The sequence below is a fragment of the Lactobacillus helsingborgensis genome (genome assembly GCF_000970855.1).
Taxonomy (GTDB): domain Bacteria; phylum Bacillota; class Bacilli; order Lactobacillales; family Lactobacillaceae; genus Lactobacillus; species Lactobacillus helsingborgensis.
On record NZ_KQ034046.1, the window covers coordinates 375,234 to 392,539 of the forward strand.

Sequence of the window (17,306 nt, forward strand, 5' to 3'; positions counted from 1 at the left end):
GGTTTAACCAAATGAAGTTTCGTAAAAAGTTAGCCGCTGCGTTTGCAATTGGCTTAGCTCTGGTTGGTACTGCAGCTTGTTCTAATGGTGGAAACAATTCTTCATCATCTTCAAGTTCAGATAAAATTGCTAAAGTTAAAAAGACAACTAACATTGTCTTTTGGCATGGTATGACTGGTGTGCAACAAGCAACTTTAAAGAAATTGACACAGGAATTTGAAAGTAAAAATCCTAAGATTAAAGTTAAGTTGGAAAACCAGGGTGCATATAATGACTTGCAAGCCAAAATTAATTCGACCCTGCAGTCACCTAATAACCTGCCTACTATTACCCAAGCATATCCTGACTGGCTCTTTAATGCAGCTAAGAAAAATATGCTCGTTGACCTAACACCTTATATTAATAATAAAGAAGTTGGTTGGGGCAGCAGCAAGGCGTCTGATATCAAGTCTGCACTTCTTGATGGTGCGAAGATTGAGGGCAAACAATACGGTATTCCTTTTAATAAATCAATTGAGGTTTTGACTTACAATGCAGATTTGCTTAAGAAATACGGCATTAAGAAGGCTCCGGCAACTATGGATGAACTGAAAAAAGATTCACAAATCATCTATAAAAAGAGTAACCATAAGGTAGTCGGTGCCGGTTTTGACTCTTTGTCAAATTACTATACTTTAGGTATGAAGAATGAAGGCGTCGACTTCTCAAGTAAAATTGATTTTACCGGCAACACTTCTAAGAAAGTTATTAATTTCTACGCAGATGGCATCAAGGCTGGTTACTTCAGAGTAGCTGGTTCAGAACATTACCTCTCTGGTCCATTTGCTAACCAAAAGGTTGCAATGTACATCGGGACTTCTGCCGGTGAAGGCTTTGTTAAACAAGGAGTCGGCAACAAATTTACTTATGATGTTGCACCTCGCCCAGGCAAATACACTATGTCTCAAGGTACAGACATTTATATGTTTAAACATGCCTCAGCAGATCAAAAGTCAGCTGCATTTACTTACATTAAGTTCCTAACTTCAAAGGCGAGTCAACTTGAATGGGCTAATGCTACTGGTTACATCCCAGTTAGTCAAGCTGCTGCTGATTCAGCTGAATACAAGGACAGCAAGAAGCTGAAATTGCCAGCTAAACTTGAAGACGCAATGGCAAATCTTTACAGCGTACCAATTATTAAAAATGCTGGTGCTGCTTATGGTAACTTAAACCCAGTTATGCAAAATATTTTTGCTGCAGCACAAAAAGGGCAAAATGTTGATAACGCTATTAAAAGTGGTAAAGCAAAATTCGATGCCGCTTGGAAACAATAAAAACTAAATAGCAATTTTTATTACCGAACCTGTCATTAAATGACAGGTTCTTTTTTTTGCTTATTGGTTAAAAAAGAACAAAATAGCGGCGAACGATTAATTGTTCGTAACGTATCGAACTTTAAATCAAAATAAGTTTAAATAGCCAAAAAAAAGCGAATTTTTTCAATTGGATTTATTGTATTCTGGTATTGTTTGCTATACAATAAGTGAGAGTTAAATGCTCAAGTAATCACTACTGGGCAATTGAAAATATTCTGGAGGAAAAATATATCATGAATTTTAGTAAAAAGCTGGCGGCATTTGCAGTCGCGAGCTTGGCGTTAATTGGAACTGCTGCTTGTTCTAACAATAACAATAGTTCATCATCCTCAAGCTCTAAAATACCAAAAGTTACTCAAAAAACTACTGTTGTCTTTTGGCATGGAATGCAGGGCTCTCAGGAAAAAACGCTAAAAAGTTTAGCTCAAGATTTTGAAAATAAAAATCCTAAGATTAAGATTAAACTTGAGCAACAAGGTGATTATGATAACCTGCAATCTAAAATTACATCAACTTTGCAATCACCTAAAAATTTACCGACAATCACCCAAGCATATCCTGGCTGGCTTGAAAGTGCAGCTAAAAATAAGATGCTGGTCGACCTTAAACCATACATCAATAACAAAGATGTTGGTTGGGGCAGTGTAGAAGCATCAGGCATTAAAACCGATATGTTGAACGGAGCCCAAATTAAAGGCACGCAATACGGTATTCCTTTCAATAAGTCAATTGAGGTTTTGATTTATAACCCGAAGATGCTTAAGCGCTATGGCGTTACAAAAGTACCTACAACTATGAGTGAGGTCAAGGCTGCAGCTCAAACTATTTACGAAAAGAGTAATCACAAGGTAGTAGGTGCCGGCTTCGATGACTTGGACAACTACTATGTTTTGGGTATGAAAAACCAAGGTGAAGACTTCTCCAGCAAAATCAATTTTACGGGAACCAAGTCAAGAAAGTTACTCAATTACTTTATAGCTGGCGAAAAAGCGGGCTACTTTAGAATGCCAGGCTCTGATAAATACTTGTATATTCCATTTACAAATGAGAAGCTGGCTATGTTTGTGACTTCTTCATCAACAGAAACATGGATCAAGCAAGCAGCTAAAAAGGGTTTCAATTATGAAGTTGCTGCCCGCCCAAGTAAATACACTATGTCACAAGGTACCGATATTTACATGTTTAGTCATGCGAGTGCGATGCAAAAGGCAGCTGCCTTCAAATTTATGAAATACCTTTCTAGTAAAGAAAGCCAAATTAAGTGGGCTAAAGAAACGGGATATATTCCAGTTAATGAAGAAGCAACTAAGTCAGATACTTATAAGTCAAACAAAGACTTTAAGCTGCCTGCTAAGTTGGAAGATATTCTTAATGCCAATTCACTTTACAGTGTTCCTGTGATTAAGGATTCTAGTGCTACATTTAGTCAATTGACACCGATAATGCAATCTATTTTATCGGCTGCACAAAAGAACCGGAATGTTGAAAAAGCAATCACAACTGGTAAAAATAAATTTAATGCGGCATGGCAACAATAACAAAGCGCTATAAGATTAAAAAAAACAGGTTGATGCCTGTTTTTTTATTTGTCGTTTTTCACTTGAATGGTAAGATAATATTGGCATAAAAAAGCTGGCACAACACCGGCTAAATATAACGGCCAGGGGTGAAAAAGTGATTAGAGAGCAAAAGTTTCCGGTGGAAACCAATTATAAATGGTATGACATCAGTAATTTGAGTGAAGAAGACAGCAACCGACTGCAAATAGATTTCCATTTTACTCCAGATATGATTTCTTATATTTCTGATAGACATGAAAGGCCGCACTATGATTACGATACGCACACTCATATTCACTTACTAGTTTATGATGTGCCGATCTGGCCTACTAAGACGATTAAACACTTTACGGCACATCCAGTTACTTTTTTAGTATCTGGTCAAAATATTTTTACGTTTCACACAGAATCAACCAGTTATGTATTTGATGAGTTCAATGATAATACTTCAAGACGGGATTTATCCTTGGCTCAGGACGTGACTGAATTGCTAATGAAATTTTTGTTGTACTTATCACAATATTTTCAACGTGCTGTTACTCAACTTGACGCTGAGCGCAACAGTTTAGATCAAAAATTATCTGGCGATATTAATAATAAAGATTTGGTTGAATTGTCAAATATTGAAAAAAGCTTGGTGTATCTTTCCAGCTCAATTCAAACTAATTTAATGATGCTGCATAGCTTAAAAATGTCTGAATTGGATTTTACTAAGCCTGGGCGTGAACGTCTAGATGATGTACTGATTGAATCAAATCAGGCGGCAGAAATGGTGAAAATTTCGCAACAGGTTACGCAAACTTTGTCTGCAACTTCTAACAACATGATGAACAATAATTTGAATGATACTATGAAGTTCCTAACCGTTTGGTCTTTGGTTTTAACAATACCAACGATCTTGACCGGCTTTTATGGTATGAATGTGAGCTTGCCGGTTGGTCATAGTTCTTCTGACTGGATTGCGATCATAGTGGTGACAGTCTTTCTAATGGGTTGGTTGATTGTTTTAATGAAACGACATCATTTCTTTTAAGCTGAGGCGAATACATGAAAAATAAAGTTTTGCTAGGTTCATTAATTACAGCGCTTCTTGCTTTTATGCTTTATTCCGTTAATTTTAAGCGGGTTGAAAATACCAAATTAAAGATTGCAGGACCAAAGCAGGAACAAGTAGTAAAGAATAAAAAAGGTAAAAAAGGTCCCAGTGAGCCGAAAGTTGCCACTGTTGAGTACCCTAATCACATTAAAATAGCAGCAGGCAGTGAGAAAAAATGGGCACAGAAAATTGAGCAGGTGATGGGAAAAGATCATAGCTATCAGGTATGTGTTCAGGATCTGAATAATAATAAATTTGCCCGCGTTGCTAATACCAGTCAGCGTCATAGTGTAAATTCTGTCAGTCGTTTATTTTTGTTGATTGCACTCACATACCAAGAGCAGCATGGCAAATCAATTAACAACAAGACGATAAAAATTAAAAAGAGTGATCGCGCTAAAAAGGAAAAATTGCTGCAAAAGGGGATAGCATACAATGCGTCCTACCTAAAGCAACTAATGCTGCAAGGCAATCAAACAGCTGCTAATGCACTCTTGCGGACGCTTAAACCAGCTAAAGTTAATGCTATTATTAAGAAAATCGGTGTTAAAGATACTGTCATTAAAAATAAGTTTGCCGCTAAAGCAGCAGCTTTGACTACTGCTAACGATTTAAACAAGATTATGGTCAGTCTTTATCATGATCAAATATTAAGCAGACAGTATTCTAATCAGGTATTGGGCGCTCTGAATTCAAGCAGAACCAAGCCTAAGATTATTCGTAATACTAAAGGCTTAATCTATGCTATTGGCGATAGTAAGGCCAATGTAGCTCTGGTACAATCTAATGGTAATGCCTACTGTGTCAGCGTTTGGAGTAATAATGACCAAGACTTTGTTAAACTGGGAAAAGCAGTTAACAGCTTCTTTAAATAACGTTTTTAAATAGTGCTTTACCAAATCTTAAAAATTTGGCCCTAATCAGAATTGAGTTTTAGGGCTTTTTTAATAATATAAAATAATTTACAGCTTGTAGATTGTATTCTTCACATTGTAGTGATATATTATTCTGTATGCTGTCAAAAGGAGGGGTGAAATTGGTTAGAAAAAGAAACCTTGATTTGGATAAGGTGATTGCGAAGGCGACGGAGCTGATTGGACGAAAGGGACTTTCCGCGACCACTCTGCCGAACCTAGCTAAAGAGTTAGGCGTTCGTTCACAGTCGCTTTATCATTATGTTTCAGGTCGAAAGCAACTGTTGTCGCTTGTAGGTGCAAGCAGAATTAAAATTTTAGGTAAAAAATTAGTTGATAATCTGATCGGAATTTCAGGTGAAGAAGCTTTACTCAAGTTTGCAGATATTGTCCGTGACTTCATTCTGGACGATCCCGCATTAATTAGTATTCTCTATCATTTGAATGAATACAAAAAAGACGATGCTATTACCCAAGAAATTTTAAAGATAATAGCTTTGGCTGACAAACTAAATTTGAGAAGTGACAGCACGGTTTCGCTCCATTCCTTAATTGGAGCAGTATTGGGATACGTTTTTTTAGATGTATCTGAATCTTTTACAGAAGAAACTAGTGATGAGGCTGATCAGGGTTATCATGAATTAATTATTCAACTAGTTCAGCCTAATAAATTATTGCAAAAAAATAGAAAGGAAAATCGGAGTGCATAAACTAGTAAAAAATCATATTTTCTCGTTAATTGCATGGATTTTAATTTTAATCATTTCTGTTGTGGCTTTGCCAGACGTTACAGGGTTAACCCGTGAGCACTCAAATATTTCCTTACCGTCTGACGTTCAAAGTGAAGTTGCAAAGTCAATTCAAAATGATTGGGGTCCCAAACAAAAAAATACTTATCAGGTTGCGGTAGTTTTTAATAAAGAAAAAGGCAAACTGACATCTGATGATAAGGATGCCATTAATGAAACTATTGCTAAGCTGAAAGATAATCAAGATCGTTACGGTATTAAAATGGTCTTAGGTCCTGACGACAATATTGCGACTAAGAAAAAACTGCAATCAAAGGATAATACCACATGGATAATGCAGTTAAATGTTGCTAAAAAGCACGGACCTATTAATGATGTTGAAGCGCAGCTAACTAAAGCAGTTAAAACAGCTGGTATCAGAACGTATGTTACTGGTGCGGATGTTTTGCAAAATGCCTTTTCAAATGCAATTCAAGAAGGAATTAAGAAAACTGAAGTAATTACAGTAGTCTTTATTTTCATTGTGTTAGTAATCGTCTTCAAGTCGCCGATCGTGCCGTTAATTTCATTACTAACTGTTGGTGTTTCCTTTATTACATCATTTGCGATTGTTACTAACTTAGTTAAATACCAGAACTTCCCGTTTTCCAACTTTACACAAGTCTTTATGATTATTGTGTTGTTCGGAATTGGTACAGACTATAACATCCTGTTATATGACAAATTTAAAGAGGATCTGGGTAAAGGGATGAATCGCTACGAAGCGATGAACAGTGCCTTAAAGGTTGCTGGAAAAACTATCCTTTATTCTGGTTCTTCCATCTTAATTGGTTTTTCAGCTCTCAGTTTAGCCAACTTCTCCATTTACCAATCAGCCGTTGGTGTTGCGGTAGGTGTCGCTGTTTTACTAATTGTATTACTGACACTTAACCCATTCTTCATGGCTGTTTTAGGTGAAAAAATGTTCTGGCCGGTAAAGAAATTTACTGGTGAACACGAAGATAAACTGTGGCACGGTATTTCAAAAGGTACTCTTGCTCACCCAATTATCTATTTAATTGTACTGGCTGTGGTCGTTATTCCTTTTGGCTTAATGTACACTGGTCATTTGAACTATGATGATACCGACGAAATAGATAATAATGAAACTGCTAAGGCTGGGATGCTGATTGTTGAAGACCATTTTTCAAAGGGAATGGCCGAACCGTCAACACTCTACATTAAGAGTAATCATAAACTTGATAATGAAGCAGATTTGCGTCTTATTGATCAATTGACTAGACAATTGCAAGCTTCTAAAGATGTGGCTTTCGTCACTTCTGTTACTCAACCTTATGGTGAAAGCATTGATCAGCTTTACGTTAAGAACCAGCTTAATACTGTTAACCAAGGTGTTGATCAAGCACGTGCCGGTTTAGGTAAATTAAGCAAAGCAAGTAAACAATTGTCTGCTGGCGCAAATAAGTTGGCAGATGGTACAAGCCAACTGCAAAACGGCACTAGCCAACTCCAAGATGGCGCAAGTAAGTTGCAAAGCGGTACAAGCAAATTGCAAAATGGTGCGGGCCGTTTGCAAAATGGCACAGGTCAACTGCAGGGCGGCGCCAGTCGTCTGCAAAATGGCACGCAACAAATGACAAGTGGTTTAAATCAATTAAACTCTCAACTTGCAAGTGGCAGTGCTGGTATTGCGAATGCGCAGAAGAATACCAAGGCTGCTTTAGAAAAGAGCTATAAAGCCAACTTATCTAAGAGCATTAATAGTATTCCGGGCTTAACCCAGCAGCAAAAGATGGCTGCAATGCAAGCTGCAGGTGCCGCTTTAGAAAAATCTTGGGCAGAAGCTTCCGCATCAATGCCTAACGTGTCTGGACAAATGGGTCAGCTTCAAACTGGTGTCGGCAGATTAGCTACTGCTTCGGGCCAATTGAATAATGGTGCCTCGACTCTGAACAGTGGCATTGGTCAACTTAATTCCAGTGCTGGTCAATTAAGCTCGGGTATTGGTCAAGTTAACTCCAGTACTGGTCAATTAAGTTCAGGCATCGGTCAATTAAATTCCAGTGTTGGCCAACTTAATTCAGGTGCCGGTCAGTTAGCAGCTAATACGCCAAAACTGACTAATGGTGTGGATGAAGTTAATAGTGGCTTAGGACAAGGTGCTGCTTACCTTAATGGCTTAGCAAGTTCTTCTGCCGCAGATACTTTCTATATTCCACAAGAATTTATCAAAAACGATACTTTCCAAACTTCGATTAAGAATTATTTGAGCCCTGACAAAAAGTCAGCTATGCTGATGATTGTCTTTAAGTCAAATCCAAGTAGTCTTAAAGCCACCAAAAAGGCGCAAGATCTGAGCTTAATGGCTAAAAAATCTTTTGCAGGTACTCGTCTTAAGAATGTGACAGTAGCAATGGGCGGCGAAAGTTCTAATATTGCTGACATTAAGGATATTGCCAACAGGGACTTTATTAGAACTGCAGCTATAATGCTAATTGGAATAGGTATTGCCTTAATTTTTGTCACTCGTTCACTTTTACAGCCTGTTTACATCTTGGGTACGCTTTTAATTGCCTACTTCTGCTCATTATCAATTACAGAGTGGGTAGTTAAGGCTACTTTAGGTAAAAGCATGCTAACTTGGAACACACCGTTCTTTGGCTTTATCATGTTAATTGCTTTAGGTGTTGATTACAGTATCTTCTTGATGACACGCTACCGTGAACTTGAAAACGGCAAGCCAAGTCAAAGAATGCTTAAAGCATGCGGTATTATTGGAACTGTGGTGGTTTCAGCAGCCATTATCTTAGGTGGTACATTTGCCGCATTAATTCCATCAGGAATTCCGACTTTGATTGAAGTTGCTTTGGCAGTGATTATTGGTTTGATAATATTAGTATTTATTATGCCGATTACCTTGTCAGCTGCAGTCAAGTTGACTTATGAAGGTGTTCATTGGCGCAAGAATAAACGTGTTAAAAATTAAGCGAAATTAATTAAAAGGTTGAAATTCTCAGTTAGAGGATTTCAGCTTTTTTTATTCAAAACAATTTTTTAGTCCATTTACAAATGTTAATTAGTTATAGTATACTGTTTTTAATTAAATTTTAAGTAGAAGGTAAGGAATACTGGCATGTCAAGACAAGTAAATAATCAATAAGCTCTAGTTGTAGTTTTAAATCAATCACCACTTTTTAATTTTTAACTCAACGTAGAGCGATCTTATTTATCAGGTAGAGTAATTTCAGCAGCTTATAATTGCGGCTTACTTTACTAATTACGCGTATACATTGAGGTATTATAGTGGAATTAATTAAAATAGATTATTTACAAATTGACGTGGCAGCTTCTAAACTGCTGACTGTCTCAAATTTGAGCATCAATTCTAGACAAAAAATTGGTTTGGTTGGTAATAATGGCGCCGGTAAAACCACTTTAATGAAGATTCTTGCTCAAGAAAAATTTACAGATTTGTTTACCATTAAAGGTGCAGTTATTAACAATTGTAATTTTGCTTATGTTCCGCAATTGCTTGATGCTGGTGATAAGAGTGGCGGGCAAAGAGAGAAATTAGCTCTCAGTAGGGCCGTTGCTAAATTAAAAAATATGCCTAATGGCTTGCTGCTTTTGGACGAACCCACATCTAATTTGGATATTACGCAGCAACAATGGTTAATAAAGTTAATAAATAAAAGCAAAATTGCCTGTTTAATTGTCAGCCATGACCAGAACTTTTTGGATAGCGTCTGTAATTCAATCTGGTATATTCAAGATCAAGAAGTGCACAATTTCTCTGGGACTTATGAAGAATTTCGCAGCTTTAGACAAGATGAACAAAAACGAGCAGAAACGATTTATGAGCAAAAGGAAAAGCACCTTGAGCAGTTAAAGAGAAGTTATAATCAGCATTTTAATAAGGCCAGAACTTTTTCTCGTAACAAAAAGGGACTTTCTTCATCTGACTGGCGGTCAAAGTCGCTAGGAAAACAAAAAACAGCAAATAATGTCATCAGAGCCAGTAAAAGTCTTGCTAACCGCATCAATAAGGAAAAAGGAGAGCTAGAAAAGCCGCCAGTTCATCATGCGATTACCTTGAAAAATGGCAACAATGGGATAACTGACCTGTCTATTTCTTCGAAAAGCAAGGCATTACGGCTGGAGAAGCAACCGCTTAATGCTTATGGGCAGAAGTTGTTTAACATTACGCAAGAAGTAAATCTTGCTTATGGCTCAAAAATAGTTTTAACTGGGCAAAACGGTGTTGGCAAAACTGTTTTTCTGGAACAAGTTAAGGATAGGAAACTGCATGGTTTTTATAATCCGCAATTAAAAATAGGTTATTTTAACCAAAACATAGTTACAAGCCAAACGGATAAAACGTTATTTGATTCTCTTTTTGCCACCAGCATATTCGATGATAGTTCGACTATGCAGGTCTTGGGCGATTTGCATTTGCGCCAATATGGAGACCATAAAATAAGTGATCTTAGTGGTGGCCAGCTTGTGTGTTTCAATTTAGCAAAAATAATTACCGGTCAATATAATTTATTGCTGCTTGATGAACCCACAAACTTTTTAGATATTGCCTCTATTAATGCACTGGCGGAATTTGTGAGAGTTTATCCGTTTGCTATGATACTTGTGTCACACGATCAAGCATTTATCAAACAGCTTAAAGTTGAAAGATGGCAAATTAAGAATGGTCTGCTGCTCACTTCGCAGGCGCAAAAAGTGAAGCAGCAGAAAAGGAATAATAATGAGTTAGAACTACTCAAGTTTAAGCTCGATCAATTAATGCTTGATTCGAAAGCTTCAATTTCTGAAATAAAGCAAGTTAAAGCAAAAATTCAAGAATTACAGTAAAAGACTGTATTAAAATAGTGATAAAGAATTTTCCTTATCGCTATTTTTGTTTTATGATTAACCTATTAACAATTATTGATTAAAGGAAGCTTCTTATGACTACTTGTCCAAACTGTGGTCGTCCCATCACTGATGAGGATGTTAAATGCCCAAATTGTCATTTTGACTTACAAAAATATCGTGAGACTTTTTTCACAGATCAACACCAAAAGGCTGTTTTTGAAGATGAAAAGACCGGCAAAAAAATTGCTAGTCGCAAATTATACCGGCAAGAATTTTATCCAGCAAAGCAAAACTCTGTTATTGCACGAATGCTAAAGTGGATTCATGTGAACAGTATGATCGTATTTCTGCTGGGAATTGCATTGTTAATCCTGATGAGTTTTTCTCGCAGTTTTGGTTGGATTTGCTTTTTTGCTTTATTAGTTTGGCTCTATTTTGTGTGCAGCCGTCAGGAAAAGATTGACCGCTACACCATAGATGAACGCTTAACACAAAAAATAAATCAGCTCGGATCCAATATGTTTAATGACGTAGCTGAATCAAAAGAAAAGGTGAGATCAAAGAGCAGGCTAGCCCAGAAAAGTATTAAAAATAAGGAAAATGCCCCAGTGAAAAAGCACTTTTCTTATGTACAGCTGTTAGTAGTTTTGCTCGCAATAATAAACTTAATAGTTTTATTTACTGGATCAGGTGCGTCTGTTTTAGACGTGACTTACAGTCAAAAAATGTCAATTACGCGGGTAACTTTCAGATTAGCCGGCAGACTCTTTTCTTCAAATGCCACATTACTATCTGGAGTAGTGCTTTGTGTAATCTGGCTAGTCATCGTTTTGATTCCGCTGTTTATTATTTACCATACAATGAAAGATACTAAAAAGAGCAGAATAATCGCTTTTTCATTGTCTTTAATTGAAAGTATTTTTCTAATTTACCTTATTTTTAGAATGTCAAACAGTTCATTGTCTAATCGGGGTATTTTGCATAGCATTACTAGCCAATTGCTTTTATATGCTGTTTCAATAGGAGCATCAACGTATTTCTTGATTTTAGCCAGCGTGATGACGACTGGACTAACCGGTTATAACCTCATGCGCCACCGTTAAAATAAATTTAATTAAATAAAAAGCTGATAAACTAGCGTCTATCAGCTTTTTTAATTTGTCTTCTTATAAATATTACTTGGTCGGCATAGAAATTACTAAGTGCTCGTTAACAAAAGCCATCAAGCCAAGATCGCTGAGTTCACGACCATAGCCGGATTTCTTAATGCCACCGAATGGTAATTCACCTGAACTAATCCAAGTACCGTTAATTACTGTCATACCAGTTTCAATTTGAGCGGCGACGTTTTGTGCACGTTCAAGATTGGAGCTGATAACTGAAGAACCTAAGCCGTAGCTGGAATCATTAGCTAAAGCAATAGCAGCATCTTCGTCTTCTACTTCGTAGACAATAGCTACTGGACCGAAGAATTCTTGGTCAAATGCAGGATTATCACGATCAATATCAGTCAGAATAGTTGGACGGAAGAAGGCACCATCAGAATCAATTTCAGGATATTGATAGAATACTTTGGCGCCTGCACCAATAGCTTGGTCAACTTGCTTGGTTAATTTATCCTTGGCACCTTGTGAATTCATTGGTGGCAAAGTTGTGTTTGGATCAAGCGGATCGCCAGCTTTTAAGCTAGAAAAGACGCTCTTTAATTCTTGGAGAGTTTCTTCATAACGTGATTTAACAACAATAATACGCTTAGAAGATGTACATACTTGTCCGTCATTATAGGTTCTAGCAGAACTAAGTGCTTGTTTTAAGACTTGCGGATCAGCATCATCAAGAATAATGAAAGCATCATTGCCGCCAAGTTCCATTGTCGACTTTTTCAGGTTTTTACCGGCATTTTCAGCAACCGAAGAACCACCACGCTCTGAACCAGTTAAAGCTACTCCTTGAATTCTAGGATCAGCAATAATTTGATCAAGTTGGTCATAACTTGGGTAAAGGTTGATTAAACTTCCTTCTGGAGCTCCTGCTTGTTTAATAATTTTAGCAATTAATGCTGCTGAACCAGGAACATTGTGCGCATGTTTGAGAATAATAGGATTACCTACAATAAAGTTTGGTGCAAATACTCTGATTACTTGATAAAGTGGGAAATTCCATGGTTCACAAGCCATTACTACACCAGTTGCTTGCTTTAAGTAATACGCATCGCCCAGTTTGGAGTCAATTGGCTCTGGTTTTAACAATTCAGGACCTTTATCGGCAAAATAGTCACAAATAGAAGCGCAAAGATCAACTTCACCTTCTGCTTCACCAATCATTTTACCCATTTCACGGGTCATGATTTCGGCCATTTCTTTTTTATGCTCACGCAAACCGTCTGCTACTTGATGCAGGGTCTTAGACCGTGTTTCAGGCTTTTCATGACGCCACTTGTGATACAATGCATCGGTTAAATTAAGAGCATCCTCTATTTGATCAGAAGTAGGATTGTCATAATTGGCAAAGTTTTCGTTAGTATATGGATTAATTGATTGATATTTAGCCATAATATTATCTCCTTAAAAATTTATAGGATAAGCTTATCAAGAATATAAAACGTTTTCATTAATTATTATAGCACATACAGAATATTTTACTAATCAATAGTAAGTAAAAATAAAAATTATTTTATTGCATTTAAAAGATAGTTTAGTGATTGCTCCAGATATTGAGTGGAATAAGACATTGCGTGCTTATTACCAGCTATTATTTTCAAGTCAACCGCATGATTTTGTTGAGCTAGAACAGCAATAAAGTCAAGCAAATACTTAATAGGCGATAATTCATCTGCAGAATTAATCATCAATAGCTGCTGTAAATTACTATAGTCATAAGAAGTAGCATCTATTTTCTTTAAGACTAGTGCGTCTTCTGAACTGGCATATGCTAAAGTAAAATATTTATAAAAGGCATCATTAATATCATGTAAATTAGTTAAGCCCAGTTCCTTGCGACCATCAACTGAAGCTGTCACTTTCTGGTGGTCTTTCATCCACTTTGAGTAGTTAACTGGTGCTGACCAAGTAACAGTGGGGAAACCATATTTGCCAGCAATATTAAGAGCCATTGTTCCACCACTGCTAGCTCCTATTTGAGTGATGTCTACCTTTTTATTAGCAACGTATTTACTTTTTAGCAACCACTTTACAAAATTAATGCTGTCTTCGTGTGCGGCTGGAAACGGGTGTTGCGGTGCAAGGGAGTAGTTGGGAGCAAAGACGGTAAAACCATGAGCGGCTATTTTACTACATAGTTCTTTAAAGCTGCTTTTGTCACCGCGAAACCAACCACCGCCATGCCAAAATAATAGTATTTTATTATTGGAACTATCATTATCTGGCTCATAAATATCTACTTGTAAATCTTTTTGTTTATCATAAGTGACGTCAGTAATAAATTTGGTCATCCGAATTTCCTCCAAAAATTAATTAAGTATTATTAACTATTATACTGTAATTAGGACAGCTGACCGTTTTAAAACAAGCTTCCTTTTATTTCATAAATGTAAATATTTAAGTTATTTTAATTATTAGTATTTAATGAATTAAAAAGTAATCACTTTGCTTATTTTTTGGTAAAATGAGGCTTAACATTGGAGGTAAGTTATGCATCTGTCTGCTAAAGCTAGTCGAAGATTAATTAACATCTTGACCGTTGTCAGCGGGATTATCATTATTCTATTGTGTATTTATTGGTACAAATTAGGAATATTTACTAGTCAAGCTAAAATGAAAGCATATTTGGCTGATAAGAGAATAATTGGGCCAATAATTTTTGTTGTGATTCAGATTATACAGGTGGTTATCCCTATTATTCCAGGTGGAGTCTCACTTTTAGGCGGAGTGATCTTCTTTGGACCAGTAGCTGGTTTTATTTATAACTATGTTGGAATCTGTGTTGGCTCAATCATCAACTTTTTTTTGGCACGCTTTTATGGCAGACCCTTTATCCTTCATATTGTTTCCGAAAAAACGCTTGATAAATATATGAAGTGGACCAAAAATCAAAGCAAATTTAACTGGTTTTTTGCGATCTGTATTGTAGCGCCAATGGCACCAGATGACGTTTTGTGTCTACTAGCAGGCTTAACAGATATGAAGTTCTGGACTTATTTTTGGATTATCATCTTAGGTAAGCCTTGGACTATTGCAGCCTATAGTTTTGCACTCCAGTTTGGCATGGATTGGTTGCTCAAATTGGTGGGCCATTAATGGCTAATCGCATTTATTTGCGCCCTTTTAACTTGTCGGATGCATCAACTTTACTTAAATGGGGGCAGGATGAATATTATCAGCGCTTAGCAGGCTTTGGTCATTATCAAAATCTAGGTGATGCCGAAAAAGCGGCTGGGCAATATGTGGCAAGAAAATATAGCTATGCTCTCTGCTTGTGCCAATCTCAAAAAATGATTGGTTTAGTTGAGCTATATGAGCGCGGCGTCAGTACCAAAGAATTGCAGGCAACTAAAGAAATTGGCTTTTTGTTAGACAAGGACTTCTCGGGACACGGTTATATGACTGAAGCACTAAAAATAGTGCTGGATTATGCATTCCAAAAACTCAATCAAACTGAAATTTGGGCTGGGGTTTTTGAAAATAATCTACGCTCAAAAAAATTACTAATACGCCTGGGTTTTAAATTTATCTATGCTGTTGATATAAGTAAAGTCAGTGAATTTTCTCAGTATCAAGAAGACTATTTCTTACTGCAAAAGGCACAGTGGTTAGAAGGGAAAAAGTAATTAGGAAATACCGAAATCTTTATCTCATCATTTAAAGTATGTCCGTATTTTTTTAAATACTTAATTTGCGCATAAATAATTGCAAATACTAATAAATACTATTTGCCAAAAAAAGCTTAATAGCTTAAAATAATATCCAAACACGGAATCCTAAGACTGTTTTAGAGAGTTCGCGCTCTGGTGCAAGCGAATAGAAGTCGTTTCCAGATTCCATTAATGTGGGTAATTAATAGTTACACGGCAAGCGGCATCGTTATCGCCGACTTAATGAAGCGCAGCTAACTTATTAGCTGAAAATGGGTGGTACCGCGAAGCCATGTGAAAGCCAATTCGTCCCAATTTTAAGGATGAATTGGCTTTTTTGTGTGGAGGTTAAAAATGCTGGATATTAAATTGATTCGTGAGAATCTTGATTGGGCTAAAGATAAGCTGGGTAGACGCGGCGTTAAGCCAGAAGAACTGGATGAATTAGTCAAAATTGACGCTGATAGACGTGAAGAATTAAATCGCAGTGAGCAACTGAAAGCGGAGAGAAACAAAGTTTCTAAAGAAATTGCTGAAATTAAGAGAAATAAGCAAGATGCTTCCGCCGCTGTGCAAAAAATGCGTGAAGTTGGACAGGAAATTAAGGAACTAGATGAAAAGGTTGCTGAATTAACTGAAAAGCAAAACTATATTTTATTAAGGCTGCCTAATTTCCCTGATGATTCTGATCCAATCGGACCTGATGAAAGTTATAATGAAGAAGTTCGTAAGTGGCACGAACCAACAAAACTCGACTTCAAGCCCAAAGCTCACTGGGAACTTGGTACCGATTTAGATATTTTAGACTGGGACAGAGGCGCTAAGGTTTCAGGTGCACGTTTTGTCTATTATAAAGGTGCTGGTGCCTTGCTTGAACGGGCAGTGTTTAACTTTTTCTTAGATGAAAATACTAAGGAAGGTTATACTGAAGTTATTCCGCCATATTTAGTCAACGACGAGTCAATGCAGGGTACAGGTCAATTTCCTAAATTCCGCGAAGATGTTTATACAATTGTGGATAATGATGATCCTGATAAGCCACTTGATTTAACTTTGATACCAACTGCTGAAGTGCCACTGGTTAACTATTTCCGTGATGAAATTATTCACGCAGACAAATTACCAATTAACGTTACTGCACTTTCTCCAGCCTTTAGAAGTGAAGCTGGTTCAGCTGGACGTGATACTCGGGGCTTAATTAGAATGCACGAGTTTAGAAAAGTGGAAATGGTTAAGATTTGTAAGCCGGAAGAGTCTTGGAATGAATTGGACAAACTCACAAACAATGCTGAACACTTGTTACAAAAATTAGATTTACCATATCATGTTGTGGCATTATCAACTGGGGATGCTAGTTTTACTAGTGCCAAAACCTATGATTTGGAAGTGTGGATGCCGGCACAAGATAAGTATCGTGAAATCTCCAGCTGTTCTAACTGTACTGACTTTCAAGCTCGGCGTGCGCAAATTCGTTACCGCGATGAAGATGGTAAACTTCATTTGGCACATACGCTTAATGGCTCAGGCTTAGCTGTCGGCAGAACGGTTGCTGCAATTTTAGAAAATTACCAAAATGAAGATGGCACTGTCACAGTACCCGAAGTTTTAGTTCCTTATATGAATGGAATGAAAAAGATTACTAAAGAAGAAAGTTTAATCTAGTTTAATAGACTCGTTAATTTCGTAAGCTGATCAGCTTACGAAATTTTTTTGGTAAAAAAATCAATTTGAATTTAGCTCAAAAGAGCCTAAATTACGAATATTTAACAAATTGGTCTAGTCAAAAAGGTAAAAATCGCACATATCAGGTATTAGTTAAAACTAATTTGAAAGCAAAATAACTTAAATAACGAACAAAAACTTTAATTTGACGAACTAACACAAAAAGAGTAAGGTATTACTTGTGCTTGAGCGAGTTACAACAAATAACAAGTTCAACATAAATCGAGCAAAA

The 17,306-nt window shown here is 36.8% G+C and carries 13 protein-coding genes; 11 read left to right on the forward strand and 2 right to left on the reverse strand.

Annotation, left to right across the window (positions count from 1 at the left end; all coding sequences use genetic code 11):
* Positions 1 to 11: 11 nt before the first annotated feature.
* The 8 genes from JF73_RS01735 to JF73_RS01770 all read left to right on the forward strand — a co-directional run bounded on the left by JF73_RS01735 (position 12) and on the right by JF73_RS01770 (position 11,645).
* Entirely contained in the window at positions 12 to 1,316 is a 1,305-nt protein-coding gene (locus tag JF73_RS01735) for an extracellular solute-binding protein (RefSeq protein WP_046326740.1), read from the forward strand.
* 275 nt (positions 1,317 to 1,591) lie between these two features.
* On the forward strand, positions 1,592 to 2,896 hold the full coding sequence (locus tag JF73_RS01740) for an extracellular solute-binding protein (RefSeq protein ID WP_038521317.1): 1,305 nt from the start codon (positions 1,592 to 1,594) through the stop codon (positions 2,894 to 2,896).
* A 136-nt stretch (positions 2,897 to 3,032) separates the two neighbouring features.
* Positions 3,033 to 3,950: a magnesium transporter CorA family protein gene (locus JF73_RS01745; protein WP_046326741.1), complete on the forward strand. Its 918-nt coding sequence runs from the start codon at positions 3,033 to 3,035 to the stop codon at positions 3,948 to 3,950.
* A 14-nt stretch (positions 3,951 to 3,964) separates the two neighbouring features.
* Complete coding sequence (locus tag JF73_RS01750) at positions 3,965 to 4,888, forward strand: serine hydrolase (RefSeq protein WP_046326742.1); 924 nt, start codon at positions 3,965 to 3,967, stop codon at positions 4,886 to 4,888.
* A 161-nt stretch (positions 4,889 to 5,049) separates the two neighbouring features.
* Positions 5,050 to 5,637, forward strand: coding sequence for a TetR/AcrR family transcriptional regulator (locus JF73_RS01755; RefSeq protein WP_046326743.1), 588 nt, complete (start codon positions 5,050 to 5,052; stop codon positions 5,635 to 5,637).
* Positions 5,630 to 8,662, forward strand: coding sequence for an MMPL family transporter (locus JF73_RS01760; RefSeq protein WP_046326744.1), 3,033 nt, complete (start codon positions 5,630 to 5,632; stop codon positions 8,660 to 8,662). Before JF73_RS01755 ends, JF73_RS01760 begins: the two co-directional genes overlap by 8 nt.
* 317 nt (positions 8,663 to 8,979) lie before the next feature.
* Positions 8,980 to 10,539, forward strand: coding sequence for an ATP-binding cassette domain-containing protein (locus JF73_RS01765; protein WP_046326745.1), 1,560 nt, complete (start codon positions 8,980 to 8,982; stop codon positions 10,537 to 10,539).
* Positions 10,540 to 10,634: 95 nt separating this feature from the next.
* Positions 10,635 to 11,645 (forward strand): zinc ribbon domain-containing protein, encoded by a 1,011-nt coding sequence (locus JF73_RS01770; RefSeq protein WP_046326746.1) that lies wholly within the window; start codon positions 10,635 to 10,637, stop codon positions 11,643 to 11,645.
* 72 nt (positions 11,646 to 11,717) lie between these two features.
* On the opposite strand, the gene JF73_RS01775 is transcribed toward JF73_RS01770, so the two are convergent.
* Both JF73_RS01775 and JF73_RS01780 read right to left on the reverse strand, forming a co-directional pair.
* A complete protein-coding gene (locus JF73_RS01775) occupies positions 11,718 to 13,094 on the reverse strand; it encodes an NAD-dependent succinate-semialdehyde dehydrogenase (RefSeq protein WP_046326747.1) in 1,377 nt (458 codons plus the stop codon).
* Positions 13,095 to 13,210: 116 nt separating this feature from the next.
* Positions 13,211 to 13,993, reverse strand: a complete 783-nt coding sequence (locus tag JF73_RS01780) for an alpha/beta hydrolase (protein ID WP_046326748.1) — start codon at positions 13,991 to 13,993, stop codon at positions 13,211 to 13,213.
* A gap of 199 nt (positions 13,994 to 14,192) precedes the next feature.
* On the opposite strand from JF73_RS01780, the gene JF73_RS01785 reads away from it, so the two are divergent.
* From JF73_RS01785 to serS, 3 genes are all read left to right on the forward strand, one after another.
* Positions 14,193 to 14,798, forward strand: coding sequence for a TVP38/TMEM64 family protein (locus JF73_RS01785; protein ID WP_046326749.1), 606 nt, complete (start codon positions 14,193 to 14,195; stop codon positions 14,796 to 14,798).
* Complete coding sequence (locus tag JF73_RS01790) at positions 14,798 to 15,328, forward strand: GNAT family N-acetyltransferase (protein ID WP_046326750.1); 531 nt, start codon at positions 14,798 to 14,800, stop codon at positions 15,326 to 15,328. Before JF73_RS01785 ends, JF73_RS01790 begins: the two co-directional genes overlap by 1 nt.
* A gap of 378 nt (positions 15,329 to 15,706) precedes the next feature.
* The gene (gene serS, locus JF73_RS01795; protein WP_046326751.1) at positions 15,707 to 17,014 is read left to right on the forward strand and encodes a serine--tRNA ligase; all 1,308 of its coding nucleotides are present in this window, start codon (positions 15,707 to 15,709) and stop codon (positions 17,012 to 17,014) included.
* Positions 17,015 to 17,306: the final 292 nt, after the last annotated feature.

What these genes read in the sequence shown, in the direction of transcription:
- JF73_RS01735 (WP_046326740.1), top strand. Translation starts at nt 12, where the DNA reads ATGAAGTTTCGTAAAAAGTTAGCCGCTGCGTTTGCAATTGGCTTAGCT.
- JF73_RS01785 (WP_046326749.1), top strand. Translation starts at nt 14,193, where the DNA reads ATGCATCTGTCTGCTAAAGCTAGTCGAAGATTAATTAACATCTTGACC.
- JF73_RS01750 (WP_046326742.1), top strand. Translation starts at nt 3,965, where the DNA reads ATGAAAAATAAAGTTTTGCTAGGTTCATTAATTACAGCGCTTCTTGCT.
- JF73_RS01770 (WP_046326746.1), top strand. Translation starts at nt 10,635, where the DNA reads ATGACTACTTGTCCAAACTGTGGTCGTCCCATCACTGATGAGGATGTT.
- JF73_RS01775 (WP_046326747.1), bottom strand. Translation starts at nt 13,094, where the DNA reads ATGGCTAAATATCAATCAATTAATCCATATACTAACGAAAACTTTGCC.
- serS (WP_046326751.1), top strand. Translation starts at nt 15,707, where the DNA reads ATGCTGGATATTAAATTGATTCGTGAGAATCTTGATTGGGCTAAAGAT.
- JF73_RS01790 (WP_046326750.1), top strand. Translation starts at nt 14,798, where the DNA reads ATGGCTAATCGCATTTATTTGCGCCCTTTTAACTTGTCGGATGCATCA.
- JF73_RS01740 (WP_038521317.1), top strand. Translation starts at nt 1,592, where the DNA reads ATGAATTTTAGTAAAAAGCTGGCGGCATTTGCAGTCGCGAGCTTGGCG.
- JF73_RS01780 (WP_046326748.1), bottom strand. Translation starts at nt 13,993, where the DNA reads ATGACCAAATTTATTACTGACGTCACTTATGATAAACAAAAAGATTTA.